The 22,876-nt window shown below is 68.3% G+C and carries 25 protein-coding genes and 3 pseudogenes; 11 read left to right on the top strand and 17 right to left on the bottom strand.

Annotation, left to right across the window (positions count from 1 at the left end; all coding sequences use genetic code 11):
* Positions 1-915: 915 nt before the first annotated feature.
* The 9 genes from ACFZBD_RS33325 to ACFZBD_RS33365 form a co-directional block, all read right to left on the bottom strand.
* Positions 916-1,764, bottom strand: coding sequence for a Scr1 family TA system antitoxin-like transcriptional regulator (locus ACFZBD_RS33325; protein WP_391147049.1), 849 nt, complete (start codon positions 1,762-1,764; stop codon positions 916-918).
* Positions 1,765-1,774: 10 nt separating this feature from the next.
* Positions 1,775-2,293 (bottom strand): DUF6879 family protein, encoded by a 519-nt coding sequence (locus ACFZBD_RS33330; RefSeq protein ID WP_391147052.1) that lies wholly within the window; start codon positions 2,291-2,293, stop codon positions 1,775-1,777.
* Positions 2,274-2,540, bottom strand: coding sequence for a hypothetical protein (locus ACFZBD_RS33335; protein WP_391147055.1), 267 nt, complete (start codon positions 2,538-2,540; stop codon positions 2,274-2,276). Before ACFZBD_RS33335 ends, ACFZBD_RS33330 begins: the two co-directional genes overlap by 20 nt.
* A 217-nt stretch (positions 2,541-2,757) precedes the next feature.
* Complete coding sequence (locus ACFZBD_RS33340) at positions 2,758-3,198, bottom strand: P27 family phage terminase small subunit (protein WP_391147135.1); 441 nt, start codon at positions 3,196-3,198, stop codon at positions 2,758-2,760.
* A 701-nt stretch (positions 3,199-3,899) separates the two neighbouring features.
* A complete protein-coding gene (locus tag ACFZBD_RS33345) occupies positions 3,900-4,130 on the bottom strand; it encodes an HNH endonuclease (RefSeq protein WP_391147057.1) in 231 nt (76 codons plus the stop codon).
* Between the two features lie 138 nt (positions 4,131-4,268).
* Positions 4,269-4,643 (bottom strand): fic family toxin-antitoxin system, toxin component, encoded by a 375-nt coding sequence (locus ACFZBD_RS33350; RefSeq protein ID WP_391147060.1) that lies wholly within the window; start codon positions 4,641-4,643, stop codon positions 4,269-4,271.
* A 15-nt stretch (positions 4,644-4,658) separates the two neighbouring features.
* Positions 4,659-4,883, bottom strand: coding sequence for a hypothetical protein (locus ACFZBD_RS33355; RefSeq protein WP_391147063.1), 225 nt, complete (start codon positions 4,881-4,883; stop codon positions 4,659-4,661).
* A 103-nt stretch (positions 4,884-4,986) separates the two neighbouring features.
* On the bottom strand, positions 4,987-5,565 hold the full coding sequence (locus ACFZBD_RS33360; RefSeq protein WP_391147066.1) for a hypothetical protein: 579 nt from the start codon (positions 5,563-5,565) through the stop codon (positions 4,987-4,989).
* A 192-nt stretch (positions 5,566-5,757) separates the two neighbouring features.
* On the bottom strand, positions 5,758-6,972 hold the full coding sequence (locus tag ACFZBD_RS33365) for an IS30 family transposase (RefSeq protein WP_391147068.1): 1,215 nt from the start codon (positions 6,970-6,972) through the stop codon (positions 5,758-5,760).
* Between the two features lie 8 nt (positions 6,973-6,980).
* Between ACFZBD_RS33365 and ACFZBD_RS33370 the strand changes: the two genes are divergently transcribed.
* Both ACFZBD_RS33370 and ACFZBD_RS33375 read left to right on the top strand, forming a co-directional pair.
* A complete protein-coding gene (locus tag ACFZBD_RS33370; RefSeq protein ID WP_391147071.1) occupies positions 6,981-7,286 on the top strand; it encodes a hypothetical protein in 306 nt (101 codons plus the stop codon).
* Between the two features lie 243 nt (positions 7,287-7,529).
* On the top strand, positions 7,530-8,174 hold the full coding sequence (locus ACFZBD_RS33375; protein ID WP_391147074.1) for a carbonic anhydrase: 645 nt from the start codon (positions 7,530-7,532) through the stop codon (positions 8,172-8,174).
* Positions 8,175-8,185: 11 nt separating this feature from the next.
* Here ACFZBD_RS33375 and ACFZBD_RS33380 read toward each other — a convergent pair whose 3' ends face one another.
* The gene (locus ACFZBD_RS33380) at positions 8,186-8,488 is read right to left on the bottom strand and encodes a hypothetical protein (RefSeq protein WP_391147075.1); all 303 of its coding nucleotides are present in this window, start codon (positions 8,486-8,488) and stop codon (positions 8,186-8,188) included.
* Between the two features lie 224 nt (positions 8,489-8,712).
* On the opposite strand from ACFZBD_RS33380, the gene ACFZBD_RS33385 reads away from it, so the two are divergent.
* The gene (locus ACFZBD_RS33385) at positions 8,713-9,078 is read left to right on the top strand and encodes a hypothetical protein (RefSeq protein ID WP_391147077.1); all 366 of its coding nucleotides are present in this window, start codon (positions 8,713-8,715) and stop codon (positions 9,076-9,078) included.
* The gene (locus tag ACFZBD_RS33390) at positions 9,075-9,749 is read left to right on the top strand and encodes a nucleotidyl transferase AbiEii/AbiGii toxin family protein (protein WP_391147080.1); all 675 of its coding nucleotides are present in this window, start codon (positions 9,075-9,077) and stop codon (positions 9,747-9,749) included. The genes ACFZBD_RS33385 and ACFZBD_RS33390 overlap by 4 nt, the downstream gene beginning before the upstream one ends.
* A 39-nt stretch (positions 9,750-9,788) precedes the next feature.
* On the opposite strand, the pseudogene ACFZBD_RS33395 reads toward ACFZBD_RS33390, so the two are convergent.
* Positions 9,789-10,047, bottom strand: a pseudogene (locus ACFZBD_RS33395) (lamin tail domain-containing protein); the annotation flags it as partial.
* On the opposite strand from ACFZBD_RS33395, the pseudogene ACFZBD_RS33400 reads away from it, so the two are divergent.
* The 3 genes and pseudogenes from ACFZBD_RS33400 to ACFZBD_RS33410 all read left to right on the top strand — a co-directional run.
* Positions 10,036-10,170: pseudogene (locus tag ACFZBD_RS33400) on the top strand (helix-turn-helix domain-containing protein); the annotation flags it as partial. The pseudogenes ACFZBD_RS33395 and ACFZBD_RS33400 overlap by 12 nt on opposite strands.
* A 385-nt stretch (positions 10,171-10,555) precedes the next feature.
* Positions 10,556-10,954, top strand: coding sequence for a hypothetical protein (locus ACFZBD_RS33405; RefSeq protein WP_391147082.1), 399 nt, complete (start codon positions 10,556-10,558; stop codon positions 10,952-10,954).
* Positions 10,955-11,332: 378 nt separating this feature from the next.
* Positions 11,333-12,811: a hypothetical protein gene (locus ACFZBD_RS33410; RefSeq protein ID WP_391147085.1), complete on the top strand. Its 1,479-nt coding sequence runs from the start codon at positions 11,333-11,335 to the stop codon at positions 12,809-12,811.
* Positions 12,812-13,434: 623 nt separating this feature from the next.
* Here the strand turns inward: ACFZBD_RS33410 and ACFZBD_RS33415 are convergent.
* Together ACFZBD_RS33415 and ACFZBD_RS33420 are read right to left on the bottom strand one after the other, a co-directional pair.
* Positions 13,435-13,743, bottom strand: coding sequence for a hypothetical protein (locus tag ACFZBD_RS33415; protein WP_391147088.1), 309 nt, complete (start codon positions 13,741-13,743; stop codon positions 13,435-13,437).
* Positions 13,744-13,751: 8 nt separating this feature from the next.
* A pseudogene (locus ACFZBD_RS33420) lies at positions 13,752-13,955 on the bottom strand (transposase); the annotation flags it as partial.
* A 47-nt stretch (positions 13,956-14,002) separates the two neighbouring features.
* Here ACFZBD_RS33420 and ACFZBD_RS33425 point away from each other — a divergent pair.
* From ACFZBD_RS33425 to ACFZBD_RS33435, 3 genes are all read left to right on the top strand, one after another.
* Positions 14,003-14,464, top strand: a complete 462-nt coding sequence (locus tag ACFZBD_RS33425) for a hypothetical protein (protein WP_391147091.1) — start codon at positions 14,003-14,005, stop codon at positions 14,462-14,464.
* Between the two features lie 198 nt (positions 14,465-14,662).
* On the top strand, positions 14,663-15,343 hold the full coding sequence (locus tag ACFZBD_RS33430) for a hypothetical protein (RefSeq protein WP_391147094.1): 681 nt from the start codon (positions 14,663-14,665) through the stop codon (positions 15,341-15,343).
* A gap of 213 nt (positions 15,344-15,556) precedes the next feature.
* Positions 15,557-16,615: a peptidoglycan DD-metalloendopeptidase family protein gene (locus tag ACFZBD_RS33435; RefSeq protein WP_391147096.1), complete on the top strand. Its 1,059-nt coding sequence runs from the start codon at positions 15,557-15,559 to the stop codon at positions 16,613-16,615.
* A gap of 359 nt (positions 16,616-16,974) precedes the next feature.
* Here the strand turns inward: ACFZBD_RS33435 and ACFZBD_RS33440 are convergent, their stop codons facing one another.
* The 3 genes from ACFZBD_RS33440 to ACFZBD_RS33450 all read right to left on the bottom strand — a co-directional run bounded on the left by ACFZBD_RS33440 (position 16,975) and on the right by ACFZBD_RS33450 (position 19,855).
* Entirely contained in the window at positions 16,975-17,097 is a 123-nt protein-coding gene (locus ACFZBD_RS33440; RefSeq protein ID WP_391147100.1) for a hypothetical protein, read from the bottom strand.
* A 221-nt stretch (positions 17,098-17,318) separates the two neighbouring features.
* Positions 17,319-17,867, bottom strand: a complete 549-nt coding sequence (locus ACFZBD_RS33445) for a hypothetical protein (RefSeq protein WP_391147103.1) — start codon at positions 17,865-17,867, stop codon at positions 17,319-17,321.
* A gap of 485 nt (positions 17,868-18,352) precedes the next feature.
* The gene (locus ACFZBD_RS33450) at positions 18,353-19,855 is read right to left on the bottom strand and encodes a cryptochrome/photolyase family protein (protein WP_391147106.1); all 1,503 of its coding nucleotides are present in this window, start codon (positions 19,853-19,855) and stop codon (positions 18,353-18,355) included.
* 683 nt (positions 19,856-20,538) lie between these two features.
* On the opposite strand from ACFZBD_RS33450, the gene ACFZBD_RS33455 reads away from it, so the two are divergent.
* A complete protein-coding gene (locus ACFZBD_RS33455) occupies positions 20,539-21,012 on the top strand; it encodes a hypothetical protein (RefSeq protein WP_391147108.1) in 474 nt (157 codons plus the stop codon).
* A gap of 85 nt (positions 21,013-21,097) precedes the next feature.
* Here ACFZBD_RS33455 and ACFZBD_RS33460 read toward each other — a convergent pair whose 3' ends face one another.
* Positions 21,098-22,519, bottom strand: a complete 1,422-nt coding sequence (locus ACFZBD_RS33460) for a M1 family aminopeptidase (protein ID WP_391147111.1) — start codon at positions 22,517-22,519, stop codon at positions 21,098-21,100.
* Positions 22,520-22,876 lie beyond the last annotated feature (357 nt).

A 22,876-nucleotide genomic window follows, 5' to 3' on the forward strand; every position in this document is an offset into this window, starting at 1 on the left:
CAGCAGCCCCGGCTACCGCAGTCCCGCCGAATACGAGACCGCCTCGGCGGCCTGACCACCACACCAAAAGTGTCCGTCAAAACGGAACAAGCTCAGTACGGACACAGGAGGGTCTGCGTTCTCAGCCCGGCGTGATGGTCATCGCCGTCCGGTCCGGGCCGACGGCCGAAGGCGCTGTCCTGTCCGGGAAGCGCGCCGAGGACGGGCGCGCCTTGGGTTCGCTGAGGGCCGTGCATCACGTGACCAGGCTCCCCATTACCCGTTCCCCATCCCATGGCGTTCCCTCTCTTGGTTACGTACGAATCTTGGGAACCCGCCCGGTGGTCTCACGTCCCCACATGGGCCTCACCGGACGGGTGTGGTGCACCCGAGCGCACCGGTCTGCATCGCGCGAAGTGTGCTCGGGAAGCCTTCGGGGCTATTCGGCCCCCCCGGGAAATCTCGGCGGCGTGGTGCCTGGCGGGAGGTACACGACTCCGGATCGGGGATCTTGAGCCCCGCCGTACGCCGTCCACCAGCCCTCGGGAGAGCCCCTGTACGGACTGTCAGGAGAGTCGAGCAGGCTTACCAGCTCCGGGGCGGGGAGTGGCCTCGCAGGACGCCTCTGGAGCCGCGCAGGGGCCATCAGGCGCGCCGGTACGGCTTGGCGCACTTGCTGTGCCGGTAGACCACGGCGGGAGGTCCCGACTGTCGTTCCACCGATCCCCGGCGGCAGGGCTCAAGCACCCCGATCGGCTCGCTGCACTCGGGGCAGGTCACCCCCTCGGGCGCGTACGTCGCGTACTCATCCCTGCGGGCGCCCGTGTCTCTGGTCGTACTCGCCATCGCTGGTGTCCCCTCACGTGGTCCGACGACGACCACGCTAGGGAGAGAGAAACCCCAACTCCCATGTGATTGCACGAGGTTGCACGCGAGTTATCCGAGAGCGTCCAGCGCCGATGTGATCAGCGCACGAGCGGCGGCCCCGTAGACAGCCAGCGCCGCCAGTTCCGCGAACGTCTTGGCGTACATGGCCACCTCGCTGGGCTGCGTGATCGTGAGGTAGCCGGAGATCAATTCGACGTTGACTTGGGCCGTGTCGTAGATCCAGAACCCCTCAGCCGGCCAGCGCTCCCGATCGGGCCGCATGGGCACAACTCCCAAGCTGACATTGGGAAGTGAGGCAATCGAGATCAGGTGACCAAGCTGCCCGGACATGACCTCAGCGCCGCCGATTCCGGCCCGCAACACGGACTCTTCAACGAGGAACGCAAACCGCCGGTCACCTTCGTACAGCACCCGCTGACGTTCCATGCGAGCGGCTACGGCGTCGGCCACATCGTCCACCAGGCCGCGCCGCCGCTGAATCGCGTGGAGCGCTGCCGTGGTGTACGGCTGCGTCTGAATCATGCCGGGTACGAGCCACGACGAGTAGGACCGGAAACGGCGGGTCCGCTGATAGAGCGGCAAGCGCGCTTCCTGCGCCTGCTTGAGCCCGGCCCTCTCCATACGGCGCCAGGTGACCCACATGCCCTCTGCGTTCCGCAGCGAGGCAAAAAGGTCCTCGGTCTGGTCCTCGGCACCGCACGCGTGACACCAGGCCCGAATGTCGTCAGCGGACGGGGGCGTCTTGGCGTTCATGATCCGGGACGACTTGGACCGGCTCCACCCGCAGCGCTCAGCCAGGTCAAGACCGGTCAGCCCAGCATCCCGGCAGAGATCCGCGAGACGTTTCGCAAGAGCCTGCCGGGCCTGCTGGGCGCTGGAAGATGCAGAGACAGCCATGGGTGCGTGATCAGGCGGGCCGGTACTCCGCGTGAGGAATCGCACGCTCCCACGCTGCCTCATACGCGCTGACGTACTGCGCCGCCAACGCCCGATCCTGCACGACTTCCATGCGCGGACCGGTCCACTGACCCTCGCCGCTGAAGTGGTGGAGAATCACGGTTTCCTCATCCATGACCCACCCGTCCAGCGCGGGGAGCAGCAGATCACGCGCCCGCGAGCGAGGCAGCCAACGGACTTCCTCGCCGGCTGCAACGTTCGTAAAGGTGCCGTCGCACTCGTACCGGACGTAGTCGCTCAGCGGCTCCGCTACCACCCGCAGACGGCGCATGACGACACCACGCCCGGTCGTCTCGGCCACCACGTCCAGCCACGACCGCCACCACGACTCACGGTCGGCTGGGTCGTACCGGTGCCCTTCCTGCCAACGGATGAACTCCGGGTCGTCCCGCATGTAACTGTCCCGCATCTCAAGATGCATCGCCGAGCGCTGCGCCTTGGCGAGACATTCACGTACCGCTGTTGCCACCGTTGTCCTCACTGTCCGGACGGGGAATGAACTGGAGCATGTTCGCAGGGAGCCGGATCACGGTCTCGTGCTCCGGAACGTCCGTCGAGTGATCCGGCACCGAGCCGACTTCCTGCGCCTGCCGGATCGTCTCCTCGTCAGCCTTCCATGACTGAATGATGAGGTCACCGGTTGTGTCGTCCAGCCAGATCGTGGGCGAGCCGTCATCGGGGGTGTTGGGCCAAATCCCCAGGAACTTTAAGGCCATTAGGCACTCTCCTAGCGAGTCGGTTGCACAGACGTGCACGAGCCTCACCCCTGACGCGTGATCAGCGTCAAGGGCGCGTCAAGACAAGTACGGACGCGGAGTTCAGGACGCGGCCCAGGGCCCTGAACGCACGAAGGCCCCGCACCCGCCACCTGGTATGCGTGGCGAGCGCGGGGCTCTTCTGGCTCGTCGGGGTCAGTCCCAGACGTCCGAGTCGTCATGGTCGGGCCCGGGGACCGTGATGGCGGTTCGGGCGCTCGGCGAAAGGCCCAACTCCCGTACGTATCGTGCGAGTTGTGCCCGGTACTGGGCCTACGATGGTGGTAGCGCCGTTCTTCTGCCATCCTCGCTCGCCCCGAACGAGCAAGCCGTTTTCGGATAGCTCCCGCTCGCATTGATCGATCCGCGCGGCGGATATGCAGGAGTCCTTGAGGACCGTGGTATCTACCTCGCCGAGTCCGACCGCGAGTTTCAGCACGGGGACGACGCGCTGCCATTCGCGCGAGGCGACCGCTCGACAACGGGCGTTCACGAATTCCCGTTTCGGATCGTTCACACTGCGGAAGGTCTCGCGCCAATCGGGCTCAGTCAGTTCCGAGGGTGGTACGGCAGCGCTTTGCGGTACGGGGCGCTTCCCGGGGTTGCCTTCCCGGATCACTTGCAGCGCGGGTTTCTTGCGCCGTGGGTCAGCCAAGGTCGAGTCCTTTCGATGTACGGGCAGGGCATCGGGCCCGCGCAAATGGGTTTAGCTGCGGCGAGAGTCTTTTGCCTCCCTGCCGCTCGGCTAGCGGGAGGGGTCGGGGCCACCCCCTGGTCAGTACGGCGGACGCTCCAGTGATTCGCGCCGAGACCGAGCCTCAGCAGCGAACCCGCCGGGCTGGTTCCGCGCGGTCTCGCGGTTGTGGCACGTCACGCACAGCGGGCGCAGATGCTTCGCCGCATCCGGGTTCGCCTCACCCCTCGCGATCAACTCGCGTCGGGACAAAGGATGATGGTCCGCCACGTTCGCCACACGACCACACAGCACGCACTACGGGTTCGCGTACAGGTACGCCTTACGGATGCGCTGCCACCGAGTCGTGTACACGGCGCCGCCACGTGACGCACGGTCTTGGTTCGCCTCACGCTCATGTGTGGCACAGCGGCCCCCATGGGCAGTCAGCTCGGGGCACCCGGGTATCGAGCAAGGGGGGCGGGGTCTACGGGGCAGGATCATCACCGCCCGAGCGGAGTAGCCATTCGATAGCGGAAGGTGACAGGAGCGACGGGGTGCGGTACCCGGTACAGCCACGTACTGTCCACCACTTGAAGAAGTGCCCTCGCTTTTCCCACGGTCGAGTGAAGCCATACAGTCGGCGTCTACGTGGCACGGGCACTGCCAAACTCCGCGCCCGTCTTGAGTCGGTGGCACCCTCGGCACAGCGCTTGCACGTTGCCGTCCGTGTCGGTCCCTCCCATCGAGAGGGGCCGCACGTGATCCACGTCCACGTCCGCCGTGGGGAAGTTGCCTAGGCACCAGTCACACCACGCGTGCCCAGTTCCTGCACTCGCCGGCGGAGCCGTGCGGCAGTTCCCCGGCGGGTGGCCCATCGCTGACCACACCGCCGGGACCGGATAGCGGCGTGAGCGGACGCGCTAATCCGTCGCCGAAACGTGGCGCTCTCGCGCCGCGTCCAAATCTTCCGAGAACTGCCTTTTACGCGATGCTGAGCCGGAATACGCACCCGGCTACCGCCGCGTCCACTCCTTCAGCACCGCCGCGATCTCCCGCACCCCCGCCCGTCCGACGGTGACCTGCTCCACCAGATCGCCGGCCTCCTTCGACGGCACCCTGACCTGGTACCCCGACGCGTGGAGGTAGCCCGCGGCCACGGCCAGGGCGTAGAGCTCGTTGGAGTGCTCCAGCGCCGGTACGCGTGCGAGCTGTTGAAGCAGCGCGGCGGCCCGGTGGTGCGGCTGGTCGTAGACGGGGGTGTCCATCACGCGGAAGGCGTGTCGTGCCCGGGCTGCTTCGAGGGCGCCGAAGTCCACGATCTCCGGGTCACCGGGGATCTCCCGCTGCGCGATGTCGAGCAGCCAGGTCAGGTCGATCTGCAGGAACAAGGTCCGATCTCCGCCTCAGGCCGCGTCGGCGCCGCGGCCGGAAGGGCCGAAGCGCTCGGCGAACGCGGTCCCGTGCTCGGCGACGAACAGCCGGGCGCCCTCGAGGAAGCGGGCGCGGGTGAGATCGGCGTCCAGCACCTGGCCCGCGTACGCCTCAGCCGGCACGTGCCGCGCGGCGGCAGCACGCTCAAGCGCCTCGTACGCCTCGTCACTGATCTCGATGCGGATCTCCCGTGCCATGCGACCACGGTAGCGGCCCAGCGCTCGTAAGGCGGCCCCCGGGCGCAACTCCCTGTCCGCAGTCAGGCGGGCAGGGGCGAGCGTGCGCGAGCGCGGGCGCGGATCAGCGGCGGTACTCGTAGTGCAGGAGGCGGGAGCGGGCCTCCTGCTCGGTGGTGCCCAGGGCCTCGGCGACGCGCGGCCAGGACAGATCGTCTTCACGTACCGCGAGATAAGCCGCCACCGGCCCGATCGCCGCGGCCATCGACTCCAGCTCGCCCGCGGCTTTCACCGCGGCGAGCGGGGCGTCGTCGATCAGCCGTTCCAGGCGCTGCCGCAGCTGGTGGAGGAGGTCGCTCACCTCGGCGGGCAGGGGCACGCTCCGGGCCTGGACGTCGTCGACGTGCCTGTCCCAGTCCCGTTCGGGGCCGGAGGTGTCGTACGCGTACGGGTCACGGCGTACGACGGCCTCCCAGTCCACCGGGTAAGCGTCTTGCCCGCGCCAGCCGCACGCGCACCGCGCCCTGACCCGGTCGGCCCGCGGTGCGCCCAGGGTGCCGTCGTACACCCACCAGTTGGTCGACTCGTGGACGTCGCCGCCGCTGCCCGTGTCGAAGCAGACCGGCCCCGGCTCGCTCCCGTCCGGCAGGAGCACACCCACCGCCCCCTCATGCGCAGCGTACCCGTCCCTCTTCCACCCCATGGACCGCTCCTCTCCTGCGCCTTGACCCGACGCCACGATGAGGCATGACAGCGCCGCCCGTCCGCGGAACCGGCGAGATCCACCCGCCCGTGCGAGTGCCCGAGGCATGTGCCAAGAGAAGGGCTCCCGGCAGGAAAAGGCGTCGGCCCCGCCGGCTTGTGGCGAATTCCAGGGGTCGTCGCAACACAGTGATCAACTGGTTGTTGCCAGGAGCTTAGCGAGACGCTCGGCTGGGGTTTCCCAGTCGAGCGTCTTGCGTGGTCGGCTGTTCAGCTCGGCGGCCACGGCGTCCAGCTCCTCGCGGGGGTAGCGGGCCAGGTCGGTGCCCTTGGGGAAGTACTGCCGCAGTAGGCCGTTGGTGTTCTCGTTCGATCCTCGCTGCCAGGGGCTGCCCGGGTCACAGAAGAAGACCGGCATGTCGGTGGCGATGCTGAACTGTGCGTGCAAGGCCACCTCGGAGCCCTGGTCCCAGGTGAGCGAGCGTCTGAGGTGGACCGGCAGGGCCGAGATGGTCTGGATGAGAGCGTCGCGGACCTGGGACGGCTGGCGGCCATCGGGCAGATGGACCAGGGTGACGAAGCGGCTGGAGCGCTCGACGAGCGTGCCGATCGCGGACTTGTTGGCCTTGCCGATGATGAGATCGCCCTCCCAATGACCTGGGATCGCCCGGTCGGTGACTTCCGCCGGCCGTTCGCTGATCATCACCATGTCCTTCGACATGCGGGGCTGGCGCCGGTAGGACTGGCAGTGCGGCCTGCGCATCGTGCGTCCAGTGCGCAGGGCCTTGGCCAGCTCGCGGCGGAGTTCTCCGCGGCCTTGGACGTAGAGGGCCTGGTAGATGGTCTCGTGCGTCACGTGCATCTCCGGCCGGTCGGGGAAGCGTGCCCGCAGAGCCTGACAGATCTGTTCAGGACTCCAGCGTCGTTCGAGGTGGTGCTGGATGAAGTCGCGCAGCTCCGGATTCTGGCTGATCTTTCCCGGCTTCGGGCGCGCGTCGGCGCGGGACTGGGCGGCGTGCGGCCGATAGACCCAGCCCTTGCCCCTCCACAAGGCCCCGTTGCGCCGTATCTCCCGGCTGATGGTGGACGGGCTGCGGCCCAGCTCGGAGGCTATCTGCCGGATCGACGCCTTCTCTCGCAGCCGATCGGCGATGTGGATGCGGTCGGTCTCACGCAGATACCGCGACGGGCCCGAGGCGGACCGTCGAACCGGCGGAGCACCAGGTGTTGTCCCTGTGGGCTGGCGTCCATGCCGCCACCGCTTGCCGGTCCGCCGGTTGATACCGACGATCCGGCAAGCCTCTGTGTTGTTGTAGCCCTGGTCCATGAGCCGGAAGTATTCCTCCCGCTCACGGACCAGGGTCTTGGGCCCCCGAGCCTGCCGGTTCTCCCGGATCCTGAAGTCCATTGCACCCCTTGAACTGGGGTCAGATGTGGGCGGCCCTGGTCGCGGCCGCCGGCGCGGGCGATGAACGCTTCCCCGGATGCGATGCCGACGCACATCCGAGCTTCGAAGCCGTCGTGCTCCAGGTGCGGCAGTTTGGAGTACAAGCCGGGCTTCACGATCTTCTGCATCGCATAGTTGATCTGCAACGCTGCCTACGCAGCGTTCGGGTTCTCCGAGCCGCCGATGAAGATTGCCATGACGCGGTCGCCGTCGTAGCTGCGGACTCTCCATCGCGCCGCCTGGTGATCGTGGAGCTGTCCGAAGAGAAGCTCTGATCACTTTTCCCGCAGTCTCCGGACGGAATTCCCGCGCCAGCTTCGTTGACTGCAAGAGGTCCGCATAGAGGTACACCGCGTCCAGCTTGACCGCGTCGTTGGAGTACAGCTTGACGTCGTCCGTGGCTGGGACGACATAGCCGCTGGGGGCTGCTCCGCCGAGGGGTGCCTGCCCTGCAGGCCCCATGGGGGACGCACCGGCGGCACCGGGGGTCGGCCGGTGTCACCTCGTAGGCTGCCGCCATGCCCGAGAAGATTCTGACGCCGACGCCCCGTGACGCTTTCGACCTGCTTATGGCCGGTAACGAGCGCTTCGTCTCCGGCGCCCCTGAGCATCCGAACCAGGACGCCGCGCGCCGCACGGAGACGGCACCGTCCCAGCAGCCCTTCGCTGTGCTGTTCGGATGCTCCGACTCCCGGCTGGCCGCCGAGATCATCTTCGACCGGGGCCTGGGCGACCTGTTCGTGGTACGCACCGCCGGACACGTTGCCGGCACGGAAATCCTTGGTTCGATCGAGTTCGGTGTCAGCGTCCTCGACGCGCCGCTGGTCGTCGTCCTCGGCCACGACTCGTGCGGCGCCGTTGCCTCAGCCTGCTCCGCCCTGGAGAACGGGCAGACCCCAGGCGGCTTCGTCCGCGACGTGGTCGAACGGGTGACCCCCAGCGTGCTGGCCGCCCGCGCCGCCGGACGCGAGAGTGCCGAGGAGATCCTGGCCGAGCACATCGAGCACACGGTAGACCTGCTGCTGGAACGCTCCCGCATCCTGGCCGACGCGGTGGCCGAAGGCCGCCTCGGCATGGTGGGGCTGTCCTACCGGCTGGCCGACGGCAGCGCCCAGCTCGTCGCCTCTCGCGGGCTTGAGGTGCCGAAGGAAGCCGCACCCTGACGCCGGCCCGCTCAGCCCTCCCACAGCACATTCCGGCGGGTCTTTCCGGCACCGGGCTGGCCCACGACGTACACGGCGACCGGCCGTTCCTGCGGCGTGAGGCGTTCCAGCAGGTCCGGCGCGATCAGGTGGTCGAAAATCCACCGGTGCTCCTCGGCTCTGAGCCGGTGATAGTCGACGCCTGGCGCCTCATGCCGTGGCTGGGCGATGCGGCGCAGCGGTTCGGCGAGGGCGGCGGCGCGTCCGGCGTTGCGCCGTACTGCCAGGGACCAGTCCTCGGGCAGCCGCGGATTGTGGGGCACGCCGGTCGGCATGGCTCCCGCCCACCCAAGACGCTGCGTGACGAGTTCGAGCAGCTGGCCGCAGCCGAAGGCCGGACGCCTTCGGAGGCCCTGATCGAAGCCATGCACGACTGAGTCAAGAAGAAGCGGCTCCCGCACCGAGGCACCGGGGCCGACACCCAGCCCACGAGCTGAGCGCGGAGCCGTGAAGACGGTCGCGTGGCCCCAGCCCATTCCCACCCGTCATAATCAGGGCTATGGCTCCTTCCTCCGCCGCTTCCGCGCCCACGGCGTTCGACGTGCTGCGCACGCGCTACAGTCGACGGCTCCCCGCCCGGCTGGAGGACCTGACCGGCCCTACCCAAGGCACCGTCGACCTGCCGCTACACGTGGTCTGGTCGGGACGACGCAGCTACAAGCTGGAGGGCAGCCGCTCGCGGATGAGCCTGTACCGGACCGTGCTCACCGAGGGCCAGCGTGAGGACCTGGAAGCCGCCCTCAACCGGGACTTGCTGATCAGCCAGTGGCCTGTCCTTCGCACTCTCATCAGCCGCCCTCTGCGTGATGCGTGGGAAACGGCCTTTCCTCAGCTCGTCCCAGGCCGGGGCATCTCCGCCGCGTGAATCTGAGCGATCTGCACCGCCGGCTGCTGGCCGACATTCTCGCCATCGGCGCCCCCTACCCCCTGGTCATCACCGGCGGCTACGCCGTCCAGGCCCACGGCCTGGTGAACCGGCTCAGTCAGGACCTGGACGTGGCCACCGAGAACCCCGCCCCGATGCCAGAGATCATCCGCACCGTCGGCGACGGTCTGGCCAGGCGTGGCTGGTCGGTAGAGCAGGTCGAGACCGATGCGCTCATGGGCCGGCTCGTCGTCACCGACTCCGTCACCGGAGAGGAGTGCGAGGTCGATGTCCTCAAGGAAGCCTTCTGGGCCCGGCCGACCGTCACCGAGTACGGCCCCGTCCTCTCCTTCGACGATGTAATCGGCACCAAGGTCCGTGCCCTCGCCGACCGCGGCGCTGTCCGCGACCTGATCGACGCCCACGCGGCCTCCCGCCACCGCACCAACGCCGACCTCGAAGCGCTTGGCCGCCGCCACGCCAGGTTCGAGTTCAGTCTGCACGACCTGCGCGACCGTCTGGCGGGCGCCGAGTGGTGGGACGACCAAGACTTCGCCGACTATGGCCTCACTCCTCGTCAGGTTTCAGACCTGCGGGCCTGGGCTCTCGCCTGGGCCACCGACATCGACGGGCGCTTGCTGGCCGACGAGGACACCTCAGACGACACGTAGTAGTGCGAGTGGGCGGTGGCAGGGCTACCGGCCGTCTGGTCAGCGGTGGTGGCGGTTGCCCCAGGACTTGGTGTCGATGGTGCGGCCGCGGTCGTCGCGGAGAGTGGCCTTGTCGCGGTGGTTGTCCCAGACATAGGTGCGGCGGTCCTGGAACAGGTCGGTACGGGTGTCGCGGCCTTCGCCGGTGTGGATCCGGACCGTGGCGCGGCCGGCGAGACGGACGTCGCCGAAGCGGTAGCGGTTGCCGTCGTCGTCCTTCAGGGGTCCAGCCCCTGAGGCTGACCGCGTGGCGGGTGGTGATGCCGTCCTCGGCGAGACCGCGGGCGTCTCCCGCGCCTACATCTCCCGGATCCTCAGCGGCGAGCGTGCCCCCTCCTGGAAGGTGACCCGCAAGCTCGCCGAGGCCTGCGGCGCCGACCCCGACGTGCTGCAGCCGCTGTGGGACGCGGCCCGCGGCTGCCGCCTCGCCCACGCCGGCAGCCTCCACGCCGCCCTGCGCGGCATGCAGCTCGCCGCCGGCAACCTCCGCCCGGAGGAAGTCTCCGCCCGTACCGGTTACTCGCTGGCCATGGACCAGGTCGCCGGCCTCCTGCACGGCATGAAGTCGGCCGACTGGCCACCGTCAGCACCCTGCGCGGCGAACCGGACAGCGTCCTGCCCCTGTGGCAGGACGCGCAGCCCCCGCCCGGCCTCTCCCCCCGCCGACCTCCACGGGTGTGCGTCCTCCACGATCCCGGCCGGAAGCCTCGGATGCCCCCCCACGCCCCGGCCCGCAAACCGCGCCCGACCGCCCACGGTTACGCCTGATGAACCGACGAGCCCCCGGCGCCCAGCCGATCGGCCTCCTCCTGCCCCCCCCGGCCCTCGATGCCTTCCACACCCTCCACCACACCCTGTACGACGCCTACGCCTACGCCCACCTCAGCCCCCAGGCCGCCGCGGCCGCCGTCCGCACCGCCTTCGGCCTGCTCGCCGCCGACTGGATTTACGTCCTCGCACAGCCCAACCCGAACGCGATCGCCTGGAACCAGCTCGTCGCCTGCACCGGCAGCCGCCACCACCCCCTGCCCCACATCACCACCCAGACCCCGCTCCAGTACGACGCGCTCGTCCTGACCCGCCTCGGACACACCCCAACCGCCAGGGAGACGCCTGATTCGTCGAGGAACACGATCCAGGCACGTGTGTTCACGGCCCCTTTTTGATGCGCGGCCACTCGTGCGCGATCCAGCGGGCGCTGGCGAGTACCCGGGCCGTTGACTGCGATCTCTCACTTCCACGGCAGTGCGCCACTCTGGGTGTACCACTCGACGACAGCGATTTCGAGCCGGCCTTTCACCTCCCCGACAGTGGGCCCACGCCCTGGCAAAGCCCCGACCAGCAGGAACACGCCAAGGCCCGCTGTCTCACACCACTGTCACCAAACCGAGAGATCGCAGACAGCCCCGGAGCCGGAATCCGGGGGAAGCAGGACCGGCCTGCACACCCGCCGACTGGTGGATGCCGGGTCCGCGCACCGCACGGGTTATGTGGGACATAACGACCGAAAATGCGGCGCAGCCGCAACCGGAAAGGGAGGCTCCGTGCGAGCCACGATACGCCGCGGCCTGCTCGCCGCCATAGCAGCAGCCGCCGCTGCAGCACCCCTCGCAGCAGCCGGCCCCGCCACCGCAGCAGACACCACCACCACGGCTGCCACGGCCGCCGCTATCGCGGCACAGACACCTGGCGGGACCCCCGCAGCTGACCCGGACGGCGAGACCCCCGTCCATACTTTCGCCGACGCGGCTAAGTCCCGGCTCACGGCTACGACGGTGCCCCATCTTCCGGACTACCTGACGGACGGCCGCGGCAGGGTGAGTGCGGTCGTGGCCGGCAGCGGTTCGGCACTCGCCCTGCGCGAAGGTGTACCCCTCTGGGTGGGCGGAGCCAGCAGCAATCTCCCGGCCAGTCTCAGCGAGGGCGGTGTGACGGCTGCCGCTGTCGGCCCCGCAGCCGGTCTTGCGGTCAAGGACGGCAACGTCCAGAGCTGGTCAGACTACCGGTACTGCGACGGGGAGGGGAAGACATGGACGGACATGCCGGCGGCGCTGGCCAGCGGCGGGGGCGCCACAGTGGTGGAGTTCACGCAGTACCAGGACGACGAGTACGGCGACCAGATGTCCTTCGCGGTCAAGGACGGCAAGCTCTACCAGTGGGGCTGCACCGCCGAGGGCGACAGCGTCCCGGAGGATCTGACCGACCGGGGTGTCACCGCTGTCAAGAGCCAGGGTGCTGCACGGCTGGCGGTCAAAGACGGCAACGTTCACGCCTGGGGGGGCACTCCCACCGTCCCGGCGGAGCTGACCACGGGCGGCAAGGTGACCTCGATCGCCCTGGCCCACGGCGGCCGGACGGCCCTGGCAGTCCAGAACGGCACACTGCACGCATGGGGGGAGCCGATTGATCTTCCAGACGGGATGAAGCACGGCCACGTAGCGTCTGTCTCCGCCAACGCGGCATGGCATCGCTGGGAGCCGGTAGTCGCCACTGTCATGGACAACGGCACCTTGGTGTCCACGCGCGCGCCCGACCCCGACCTGACCTTCCAGAACCACGGCATCACCGCAGCCGTTCCGTGGGGCAATTCCGGGAACGTGCTAGCCGTCCAGGCGATCCAGCGCGATGCCACGCTCCACAGCCAGGACGGATATCTGACGACCCGTACCGCAGCTGAGCGCGACTACCTTGGCCTCCGCCAAACAGACACCCCTGGAGACGCCGAAACCTACAGCATCGTTGAGCTGCAGGAGGGAGGAGTAGCGCTGAAGTCCAGGCTGAACGGCAAGTACGTCATGGTGGACCAGAGCACCAACGGGGCCGCCGGCCCGACCTACCACCTGCGGGCTGTCTCCGGGCAGATCGGCCCATGGGAGAAGTTCGACCTGCAGAGGGTCAGCGAAACCTCGTATGTTCTCAAGTCCAGCTCTACAGGCCGTTACGTCTGGAACAGCACTGGCACTCTCTCCGGAGCCGGGGACAAGTCCCAGGCGCTCAAGTTCGAACTGTCCGACGTTAAGTAACTACCGGGGGCCGGAAGAGGCGCGAAACCTTTGTCACAGGCGGCAGGAAGCGGAGCACAGCTCCGCTTCCTGAACGCCCCAGGCCGGTACCGCGCAGACGGCCCGGCCCCTTGTCCTCGCGGAAGCCCGTACCAGTGTGGCGTGCGGAGTGTCTACTTCACGGCTGATCTTGGGTGTAGGTGGGTCAGCGGTTGGCGGGGGGTGAGGCGGCCCTCGAAGGCGATCTGGAAGGCCCCGTACCGAACAAGCGGAACAGCAGGGACACCCGCGGCGTTCGGCTATTCCGTCACCGTGACGGAACCCCGTGTCCGGCAACGCGCCGAACAGAACACCGCCGAGCGACGGAACTCCACGTGCTGCCGCCGACTTCGGCGACGGCAGCAACACCCCACACTCCCGGCAATACCTCCGGGCCGACTCCATGACCCCAGCATTCCGGCCGGCGGATCGCATGGCCAGGGATCTCAGACACGCACTGACACGGAAGGTCAGGCGCTTCCACCCGGCCCGGTAGGAGGAGCGGGACACCCTGCCTTCGGCCTTCGGCAGGACGCGGGTGCCCAAGCGCCAGAACGTCGCGTCGGTCTTCCGTTCCCCGTCGAGGTACTCCGCCTGCCGAGCGGTCAGGACGACGGTCTCGGCGCCCATCTTGATGAGCTTCTGCAGAGTTTTCTTGCCCGCTCCCGGATACGGTCGCGCAGCACGATCTCCACCGCGATCAGGGAGTGCATGACCGCCACGGTGGAGAACTCGTAGCAGTAGTACGACTGGCGCAGCAGCTCCCGGGCCATGCGCAGGACGGTCGCCGGGGCCTCGGGAATGCCGTCGGGCACGACCAGGTCCTCCACGAGGTCGTGCATGTCGGCGTACTGGCGGACGAAGTAGTGGGCGCGTTCGTCGGGCACCGGGAACGGGAGGCGCTGCGTGGTCATTTCCGGAGTAGGTGCTCGGCCTTCAGCCGCATCAACGTGCCCTCAGCCAATGGCAGTTCACCGTCGTGGTTGAGCCATGAGGAGCGGTGTGTGAGCCGTGGGTGGACCCGGTCCCATGCCTGCGTCCCGGCCTTGCCGTAGGTGCTGGTGCTGGTGACCGTGGTGATCGCGGGCTCGGGCCAGGTCTCCGGCTTGGCGAACCGGGATTCCGGGTCAAGGTGCTGCCGCTCGATGCTGATCTCGCCCATGGCCCGCTCCTTTGGTCCTCCGGGGCCCCGTCCGGTCCGGAGCCTCGCCTTCGACGCTACGAGGCCGGTCTGGCATCGCCCCCCCGACCCGACCCGGCACCGGGCACGTTCCGGCTGATGAGGTCCTGGAGAAGCTCGCGACTGGCCAGGCGCAGGAGTCATGGGGCGATCGTGACGGCGAGCACGATCAGTACGCCGAGGACGTCGTCCTCGCCCTGTACGACGGCCTCACGAACAGCCCGGACGTCACCGGCCCCAAGGCCGAGGACTTCGACGAGTTCCTCGCCTCCACTAGCCTGCTCAGTCGGCTTATCACTCACCTGACGCTGTCCCGCGAGCGTCACATCGCGGCGGCCGACGCCACCAGCCCGCACGCCAACCGCCGGGCCATCGGCATCGCCGCCGCGATGCAGCCCTCGCAGCTCGGTGTCGTGCTGGAGCCCAACGGCCGCCCCCGCAACCGCAAGGCCTGACCGCAGACGCGCCCGCGCCCTGCTCTTCCGCACACGGCGTTTGCGATCTGATCAGGCCCCAGAACGACCAAGGCCCGGATTCCCGTGCGGGGGGGGGCGCCCCTGTGTCTTTGGTCAAGCTGGTCGGGTGTGCATTCGGGGCGTCTGGAACGATGTGTGACTGCAAGGTGTCGGTGGCGAGCGTTATCGTTCGCGGCCGTGGACGCTACTGATCTTGACTACCCGGCCCGGACGCGGTCCGGCTGCATCCCGCCGGAGCTGGTCTCGCGGCTGCTCGAGCGCGGCCACGTCGATGTGGTGGAACTGCAGGCCGGACGCGGGGAGTGGTTCTGCGCGCTGGCGCGGGCGCGGTTGCTGGGTGAGCGGGGCCGGCCGGCCGACGGGTTGGAGGTGGTCGCCCCGTATCTGGCGACCGGCTGGTGGACGGCTGTCGAAGCTGGCGCCGAGATGCTGGAGGGGTGGGGCCGGATCGACGAGGCGATCGAGATCACTCGGGTCCGCATGGGGGCCGGACACCCGATGGCGCTGGAGTCTTACACGCGTCTGCTGGCCTGGCACGGCCGCGCCGAGGAGGCGTTCACCCTGCTGCGACCGCACATCGGCGAGCGGTCCCTCACCGTGGCGCTGGTCGACGTCGCTGGCGCCGCCGGCAGCTACGAGGAGGCCGCCGGGCCGCTCGCCGCCCGGACCGAGCACCGGTGCACGGACTTCCCGTGGTGCTGCCGGGGCCTTCGCAGCCCCGTCGGCAGCGGACGCTGCGGCGGGCGGGGCCTCTGCAGCGAAGGCGGTTCCCGTCAGCGGAACCCTCACAGCCGTCGGCACCGAAACCCAGGCCGCGCACTTCGACATGCAGGCCTCCCCCGCCATCCGAACCGCTGACCTCGCCCGTCTGCCGGTCAACCAGAACATACAGCGGCGACCCTTCCCTTTCGTGGCCCACTGGTGCCTGGAAAATGAATTCCCACGCACACCGGGGGGAGACTCCAGCCGGCCACGGGGTCGATTGGCCGATGGCTGCTGGGTGACCGGACATGTCTGCTGAGAAGCGCGCGCCGGAGCGGAGCGCGCACTGCCTGTTCAAGGAGAAGACTGATGCGGAAGTACGCTGCCTGGCTGCCGTCGGCGCGCGTGTCCAGACCGAGTCATGGCATCCTGCGTGCGCGGCGCGTTCTGCCTGCCGCCCTGCTGGCTGCTGTTGCCGGTGGCCTCATGGCGCCGGTGCCCAGCTACGCGGCCACAGGGATCCCAGCGGGACCGGGTTCACAGCTGCTGTCCGCACCGGACGGCGTCAGCGGTGCTGAGTCGGGTCAAACAGTCCAGACTGACATCACCCTGCACAGCGATAGCGGATACCTGACGACGCTTCCCGCTGACCAGCGCGACTACCTCGCCTTCCGCCAGGCCGACGCCCCGCAGGAAGCGGACAGGTTCACCCTCGTCGAGCTCGGGGACGGCGAGGTGGCGCTGAAGTCGAAGCTGAACGGCAAGTACGTCATGGTGGACCAGAGCACCATCGGTCTCGCCGGCCCGAACTATCACCTGCGGGCGGCCTCCTCCACCGTCGGCCCCTGGGAGAAGTTCAGTCTCCACACCACCGGCGACGGGTCCGCCGTCCTCAGGTCCAGCTCCACCGGCCGCTACGTGCAGAACAGCGCCGGCACCCTTCTGGGCGCCGGGACCGAGTCCCAGGCCGTCACATTCGACATCCCCGACTGGAGCACCCGGTACCAGCATCCCCTGGACGGCCCCGGGAGGCAGATGTGGACGCCTGCCTACGGCGAACCGCTGGGGGCATGGGCGCCGGGGGATACGGCGACCGGAGTGCAGTGGGGCGCGCCCACCCTGGCCTTTGTGCATGCGATTAGCTCCGGAACTGTCGTCCACGCTGGCTGGGAATCAACTCTCCTGGGCTACACAGCAGTCGTGCAGCACCCTGACGGCAAATACTCCGTGTACGGGCGCATGGCGTCCTTCTCTGTCTCCGTCGGCCAGAAAGTCGCCGCGGGCAGTGAGCTGGGACTGTCCGGAACTACCGGCCTGGGATACCACCCAGAGTCACGCTCCGTGCATTTCGAGATCCGCACGGCCCCCGAGCCCGGGACGGACATAGACCCTGTCGCATATATGCGTGAACACGGTATAACCCTCTGATCCGAACTTCACGCGGTGTCGGGCAGGGCCGCGCAGCCGGACCTGTACACCCCGCGGCGGCGCAGTCCGGAACAGCTCCCGCACCAGGCGCTCCACCTCTGGCCCGTCCCCTGGCGGTCAGGCCGCCTTGCCGGGTGAGGTAGTGCTGCGGGAACAGTCTCCTCGGCGGTGGCGATTTTCTGCATCAGCCCGGTGCTGCTCATCTCCGGCGAGGAGCACATCACCCTGGCGCCGGCCTTCGCGGCAGCGGCAGCGTGCTGTTCCGGGCTGCGGGCGGGGTCATGGAGTGCTCGAGGTGGTCGTCGGCTGCCGCCGAGGTGCTCTTCGAGAACTGTCCGCCGCTGGTGGTCTTGTGGCTGTCATTTGGGGTAGCGCACTGTCAGCAGGGCTTCGGCGTCGGTGGACGGTGCGTGGTAGAGGTGGGGGACATCGGCCGTCCAGCTGCCGTGCCTGCCGGGGCCGACTGTCAGCGGAGCGGTCATGGGGCCGATGCGCACGGTGCCCGCGAGCACGATGCGCCGGCCCCTGCCGCCGCGAAACCCCTGCGGGCGTGAGTGGTCCGAACAGCCACTTTTGGGAGGTGCGGGTGAGTGATGCGGCAGGTAGCGAAGCCGGGAAGGCTTCGCGGACGTCGTCGCGTCGTTTCCCAGCGGACGCGGCGGGGCCGTGAGCCCGTAGAACCAGGCGGTTGGGTGCGCGCAGGTCAGCCGGTGGCGACAATGCTTATTTTGGTGTGCTGGCCGGGTGCTGCGTTGCTGCCCAGGGGCCACAGTCCCTGCCCCATGCGCATGGAGACCGTGGACCCTCCATCTGCCCAGGAATAGGTGGCGAAGGTAGTTTTCCGTTTTTTCTCGTCCTCGAAATTTGTGTAGACCTCGGGCGTGTAGTGACTCCAAAAAATGACTCCGTACGACCTGGTCTCGCCGGGCTCAAGGGTGTCGCCGACGCGCGGGAGCCACAGGCCGCCGTCCTGCAGGATGGCCTGATCGTATGAGTAGTGGTAGCCGGAGTGGCTGCTCTCGATGTCCAGAGAAGTGAGGGTCAGTTTCTCGCCGGTGTTATTAGTGACGTCGACTGTGTTGTACACGCAGAAAGCGCAGGCGGTCCCGGCTTTGTCAGGCTCCCCGCCCGCCTGGGCGATACCCGCGGCGTGCCGCCCTGCCGTCAGGGCATGAGCGGAAGTCGCTGGGGTACCAGCCGTCAGGCACGCGCAGATCGCGGTAGCCAGAGCAGTTTTGATAACGAGGTGCATGAGCCGCACTCCCTCTTTGCCGGATAGCTATGCCAACACAGGCTCCTGCGCGGAGGAAGATATGTAATCGACCGAAAGGTCCAGAAGTCGGCCGAGGCCGGCCTGGCCGGCTGAGGATAGCAGCCGGGCAGCGCGGCCTTGGTGCTTACTGTGCCCGGCCAAGGCAGGACGCCTTCTTCCGGGTATAGGGGCAGTACACCGCCGGACCCTCTTGCACAGGCCTGGGATTCCAGACAAGCGCGGAAGTTGACTGTCGGCGGGTCTGAAATGTCTGACCGCCCAGTCCGGACAGAGCCACCGGCTGAGGGCGCTGTCTCCCCCGCCCGCCCCCGTCTGCGTATCTCACGCACCACGAATACAGCCACCCACCCGCACCCGGAGGCGACTTCGCGACGGTTCACCCCAACGAGCTGAAGTCAGTACAGACCCCCGGGCGCCCGGCGAGCCACCGACCCCCATGTCGGCCGGCGCCCGTCGTCATGCGGTCAGGGAGGCCCGCCATCGTCGGCCTGCTGCTCGTGCCGTAGTTCCGTGAGGTCGGGCAGACGGTCGAGGCCCCGTACGGGCTGGCGCATGCGGTGGTTGTGCTCCAGAAGGGTGCGGTGGCGGTCGATGAAGGCCCAGTAGCCACGTGTGTAAGGGCAGGCTGTTTCTCCGACTCTGTCGCCCGGCCGATAGGCACAGGGGCCGCACAGATCACTCATCCGATGCACGTACGCGCCGCCGGACGTGTACGGCTTGGTGGTCATCCGACCGCCGTCGGCGTACTGGGACATCCCGACGACGTTGGGCACCATGACCCAGTCGTAGCCGTCCACGAAGCAACGGTGGAACCAGTCCGTGAGTGCGGCAGGGTCCCACCCCTGCTGCAGGGCATAGCTGCCCAGGACCATCAGGCGCGGGATGTGGTGCGTCCATCCGGTGTCTCGCACCTGCGTCATCACGGTTCGCAGGCAGCGCGCGCGTATGTCGTCGGCGTCGAGGGCGTTCCACCACTCCGGCAGCGGCGCGCTGTGCCGGAGCACGTTGGATTGCCTGTAGTCCTCCCCGAAGTGCCAGTACACCTGCCACACGTACTCGCGCCATCCCGCGATCTGCCGGATGAAGCCCTCGACACTGTTCAGGGGCGCTGTCCCTTCGCGCAAAGCGGCCTCCGCCGCCTCCACACACTCGGCCGGGTCCAGGAGACCCAGGTTGAGGGAGGAGGAGAGCAGGCTGTGGCTCATGACCGGGTCGGCGGCGAGCATGGCGTCCTCGTACGGCCCGAAGGCGGCGAGCCGGTGCTCGATGAAGCGGTGCAGGGCCCTCAGCGCCTCGGTGCGGGTCGCGGGAAACAGTCGTGGACCGTCCCGGCCGACGAACGACACGTCGCCCTTGTTCTCCCACTGGTCCAGGTCGTGGCGTACCTGTTCGTCGATCTCGTCCTCACTCGGACGGTAGGGGGCGGGAACCGGGAGAGCGGTTTCCTTCCTCGGCGGGGGCCTGCGGTTGTCGTGGTCGTAGTTCCAGTGGCCGCCGACGGGGGCATCGCCGTCCATCAGCAGGCCGTGTCCGCGCCTCACCCAACGGTAGAACGTCTCCTGTCGCAGGTGATCGCCGCCCTGGCCGTCCGCCCACGCGGCGAAATCCTCCATCGGGACGAGGAATCCCCGCGCGGGGCCGATCTCCACCTGGGGCAGGGATCGTACGAGTTTGAGGGCGGCGTATGAGGTCGGGTGATGGACGGTCAGGGACGGGCCGGCCTGTACCCGTGCCAGTGCCAGTGCCTCACGGTAGGTGTCGGCGCGAAGGTAGGTGACCCTGTCACCGAGCTCGGCCGCGCGGTGACGCATGGCGGAAAGCACCAGGTGCGCCTTGGCCCGGTGGAAGCGCCGGCGCCGGAACACCGACCGTGCCTCGATCATCAGCAGCGGTTCGTCGTCCGCGGGCCCTGCCGCACCCGTCGTCAAGAAGTGCGGGCCCAGCTGATCACCGAAGAGCCAGTGCACAAGCGTTGCTCCCTTGCTTCCGGCTCCGCGTGTGCGAGGACCCGCAGTCGGTCGTCCGCGCGATCGACCTGAGCTCCCAGTGAACCAGGCGACCTCCGCGGCGGGCGGGCGGCAGGGCCGTCTTCACCAGGCGCGCGATCGGATTCCGCAGGGGGTATCTTCCACGCCGTGCACCGGGTCTGGGCGACAGGTACCTGATCACCTCGCAGAACCTGCGGGCAGGCGCGGCCACCGCTTGCCGCGAACGGCGCCATCGCTCAGGAGCTCGAGGAGGCCGGCCGCTGAGCGTCAGGCTCTACCGCCGTGCGGCTATACGTACGCCCTGCCCAGGCTCGGAAGAAGAACGCTTTCGACGCGATCCCCGTACACCTGTGCGCCGCGCTCGCAGGAGGGCTGGGAGCAGATCGCCAGCGGCGGATCCCGCCCTGGCGTTCGGGGAGTCGTTCATCGCGAAGACCAGCCGGACCGTCACCGGCGCGGCCGGGGAGATCCTGAAGGGCACTGAGATTCCGGAAGGGCCGGTTCGCCCAGGAACTCGCCGATGTGCTGGCCGGTCCGGCAGTGGGATTCCCCGTGCCCGCCTGCCTCGCAGACGCCATCCGCTTCATCACCGCCCCCGGGAGCACCAGTACACCGGGTTGGGGTGATCGGTGGTGTGATCCGGCCTGCACCCCCGCCGACCGGTGGATGACAGCGTCACCACCGCCGCCGCTGCTGCGCCGGCCGGCGGCGGCGGGGTATCAGGCACGGTCGCGATGGGCGGCGGGGCCAGCGGCACCATCCATGAGCAGACCGGCGCCTTCACCACCGTCCTCCCGCTTGTATCGCTGCCGGGCCGCGGCAGTACAGGAGTCGGCCTTTCGCTGGCCTATGACCAGGGTGCGGCGGGGGCGGGGGTGGACCGGTGCAGCCTGGGGCAGGGCATCGGCGTGGGCAAGCCGTTCATCGACCCCGACGGCGGCGGGACCCTGCACACCGCGTCCGGCGGTTCCTACCCGCTCGCCCCGGATGGCACCACCGGCACCGGTGTCAAGCGTTACCTGCTGAAGGACTTCGCCCTGCGCGATGCCCCCGGCACCCTGCCCGAACGGCAGGGCCTGGAAGGAGGCGCAGTTCGGTGGTTGTGGCAGCGTGGAGGAGCGCGGCCAGGCCGATGAACGCCTCATGCGGGTGCATCTCGCCGGGGCCGTTCCAGCGGCGGTAGGGGATGCGCTGCTCGTCCAGGGTGAGGGTGGCGGCTGGTCAGTGGGTGCCGTGGGGCTCCAGGAGCGGTTTGACGGCGGGGTCCTGGGCCAGGATGTCGGCGGGGTCCTGGGCGTGGGCGGCGGTCATGGTGCCGGCTTTCCAGTCGGGGTGGCCGGGCATCTCGGGGGTGGTGGTCCCGTAGAGCCAGTCTTCGAGGAATTTTCCGGTGTCTGCGCCGGCGGTTTCCTGGGCGATGCGGATGTAGTCGGCGGTGCTGGCGGACTTGTCCTTGTACTCCTTGATGAACGCTTCCTCGATCTGGTGGAACGTGTCCTGGCCGACCTTCTGCTGCAGTGCGTAAAGCGCCAGGGGGCCGCCGAGATAGGCCTGGTTGCTGTAGACGGCGGACTCATCCTTGGGTTTGGCGACGGGCCCGTACATCTGCCGGTAAGAGTCGCCCGCCTGGTAGGCGATCTTCATGGCTTCTTCCATGGTGGTGGCCCCGTTAGGGGAAGGCCAGCCCTTGGCGTAGCGGTAGTCCAGGCCGTAGTAGTTGGCATGGCCCTCGCTGAGCCAGTTGTCGGACCAGGTGGCCGGGGTGATGCTGCCGCCGAACCAGGAATGGGCCAGTTCATGCATCATGTGCGAGCCGATGAGCTTCTCGTCAGTCCTATTGGCCAGGTAGGAGGGGTTGTAGATCGTGAGGGTCTGGGTTTCCAGGCCGGTGAAGCCGAAAGGCTGCCCGGCCGTGGTGTCGGCTGCGAGGATGCCGTAGGACTCCAGCGGGAAGGCGCCAAGCCGGCCGGGGTCAGTGATCCACTTCATCTGGCCGGGAGTCAGCCCCAGAGCGTAGCTGAACTTCCCGCCGGCGTCCTGGGGCACCACATCCCGGACCGGCACCCCGTCCACCGTGCCCTGCTCAGTCACCTTGTACTTGCCCGCAGCGATCTGGATGAGCTCCGTCGCAATAGGGTGCTCGCTCTTGTAGTGATAGGTGGTATAGCCGTCCTCGGCCGTCTGCCCGGTCTTCAGACCGCTGGCCACACCGATGTCGCCGCTGCCGCTGGGCACGGAGACGTTGAAACTGAAGGCTGCCTTGTCGCTGGGCACATCGTTGCAGGGGAACACGGTGTGTGCAGCGTCGGGCTGGGCGGCGACGGCGAAGCCGGTCCTGTCGCCGGTCTTGATCCAGCCGCGGCCTCCGGCCTGGGGGTCGACGGTGTAGTCGACCCGGATCTCCATCGCGTGCCCGGCCGCAAGCGGCGCCGCTGGCGTTACAGCGAGCTTTTCTTTTGCGGCGTCAAGCGAGAAGGACGCTTCTGCGCCGTCGACGGACACCGAACGGACATCAAAGCCGGAAGCGTCGAGCGTGAAGCTGTCCAGCGCCTCGGATGCCGTGGCCCTGATGACCGCAGTAGCGGCCACCGGCGCCTGCTCGTCCTGCGGCTGGTAGCGCATGGACAGGTCATAGCTGTCCACCGTGTATCCCTTGTTCCCCAGACCGGGGTACAGAGGTGAGTCCTGGGAGGGGACTGCCGGACCGGCAGGAAGGTCCGCCGCCCACACCGCAGATACAGGGACAGCAGCAACAGAAGCAGTCACCGCCACGACGGCAGCGATACGGGACATACGGCTCACAGCACTCCTCAGAGCAGGGTTCAGGTCCTCACCCCGGCACCACCACTCAAAAGATGGCAAATGGGGCACCTTTCGAGGTTTCCTTAAATGAGCAGCACCAGACAGTCCTCCAGCCGGCCGGCGCAGCAGACGAACAGCACCCACACCAGATGCACAGCGGCTGAACAGCCCCGCACGCCCACCACCGGACCAGGAAAC

It is taken from the genome of Streptomyces sp. NPDC008121, from assembly GCF_042957155.1.
Taxonomy (GTDB): Bacteria; Actinomycetota; Actinomycetes; order Streptomycetales; family Streptomycetaceae; genus Streptomyces.

Excerpts from the sequence above, each read along its gene's own strand:
- ACFZBD_RS33325 (WP_391147049.1), bottom strand. The coding sequence starts at position 1,764 with ATGGCTGTCTCTGCATCTTCCAGCGCCCAGCAGGCCCGGCAGGCTCTT.
- ACFZBD_RS33335 (WP_391147055.1), bottom strand. The coding sequence starts at position 2,540 with ATGGCCTTAAAGTTCCTGGGGATTTGGCCCAACACCCCCGATGACGGC.
- ACFZBD_RS33345 (WP_391147057.1), bottom strand. The coding sequence starts at position 4,130 with ATGGGCCACCCGCCGGGGAACTGCCGCACGGCTCCGCCGGCGAGTGCA.
- ACFZBD_RS33355 (WP_391147063.1), bottom strand. The coding sequence starts at position 4,883 with ATGGCACGGGAGATCCGCATCGAGATCAGTGACGAGGCGTACGAGGCG.
- ACFZBD_RS33360 (WP_391147066.1), bottom strand. The coding sequence starts at position 5,565 with ATGGGGTGGAAGAGGGACGGGTACGCTGCGCATGAGGGGGCGGTGGGT.
- ACFZBD_RS33365 (WP_391147068.1), bottom strand. The coding sequence starts at position 6,972 with ATGGACTTCAGGATCCGGGAGAACCGGCAGGCTCGGGGGCCCAAGACC.
- ACFZBD_RS33375 (WP_391147074.1), top strand. The coding sequence starts at position 7,530 with ATGCCCGAGAAGATTCTGACGCCGACGCCCCGTGACGCTTTCGACCTG.
- ACFZBD_RS33380 (WP_391147075.1), bottom strand. The coding sequence starts at position 8,488 with ATGCCGACCGGCGTGCCCCACAATCCGCGGCTGCCCGAGGACTGGTCC.
- ACFZBD_RS33385 (WP_391147077.1), top strand. The coding sequence starts at position 8,713 with ATGGCTCCTTCCTCCGCCGCTTCCGCGCCCACGGCGTTCGACGTGCTG.
- ACFZBD_RS33405 (WP_391147082.1), top strand. The coding sequence starts at position 10,556 with ATGAACCGACGAGCCCCCGGCGCCCAGCCGATCGGCCTCCTCCTGCCC.
- ACFZBD_RS33415 (WP_391147088.1), bottom strand. The coding sequence starts at position 13,743 with ATGACCACGCAGCGCCTCCCGTTCCCGGTGCCCGACGAACGCGCCCAC.
- ACFZBD_RS33435 (WP_391147096.1), top strand. The coding sequence starts at position 15,557 with ATGCGGAAGTACGCTGCCTGGCTGCCGTCGGCGCGCGTGTCCAGACCG.
- ACFZBD_RS33440 (WP_391147100.1), bottom strand. The coding sequence starts at position 17,097 with ATGACCGCTCCGCTGACAGTCGGCCCCGGCAGGCACGGCAGCTGGACG.
- ACFZBD_RS33445 (WP_391147103.1), bottom strand. The coding sequence starts at position 17,867 with ATGCACCTCGTTATCAAAACTGCTCTGGCTACCGCGATCTGCGCGTGC.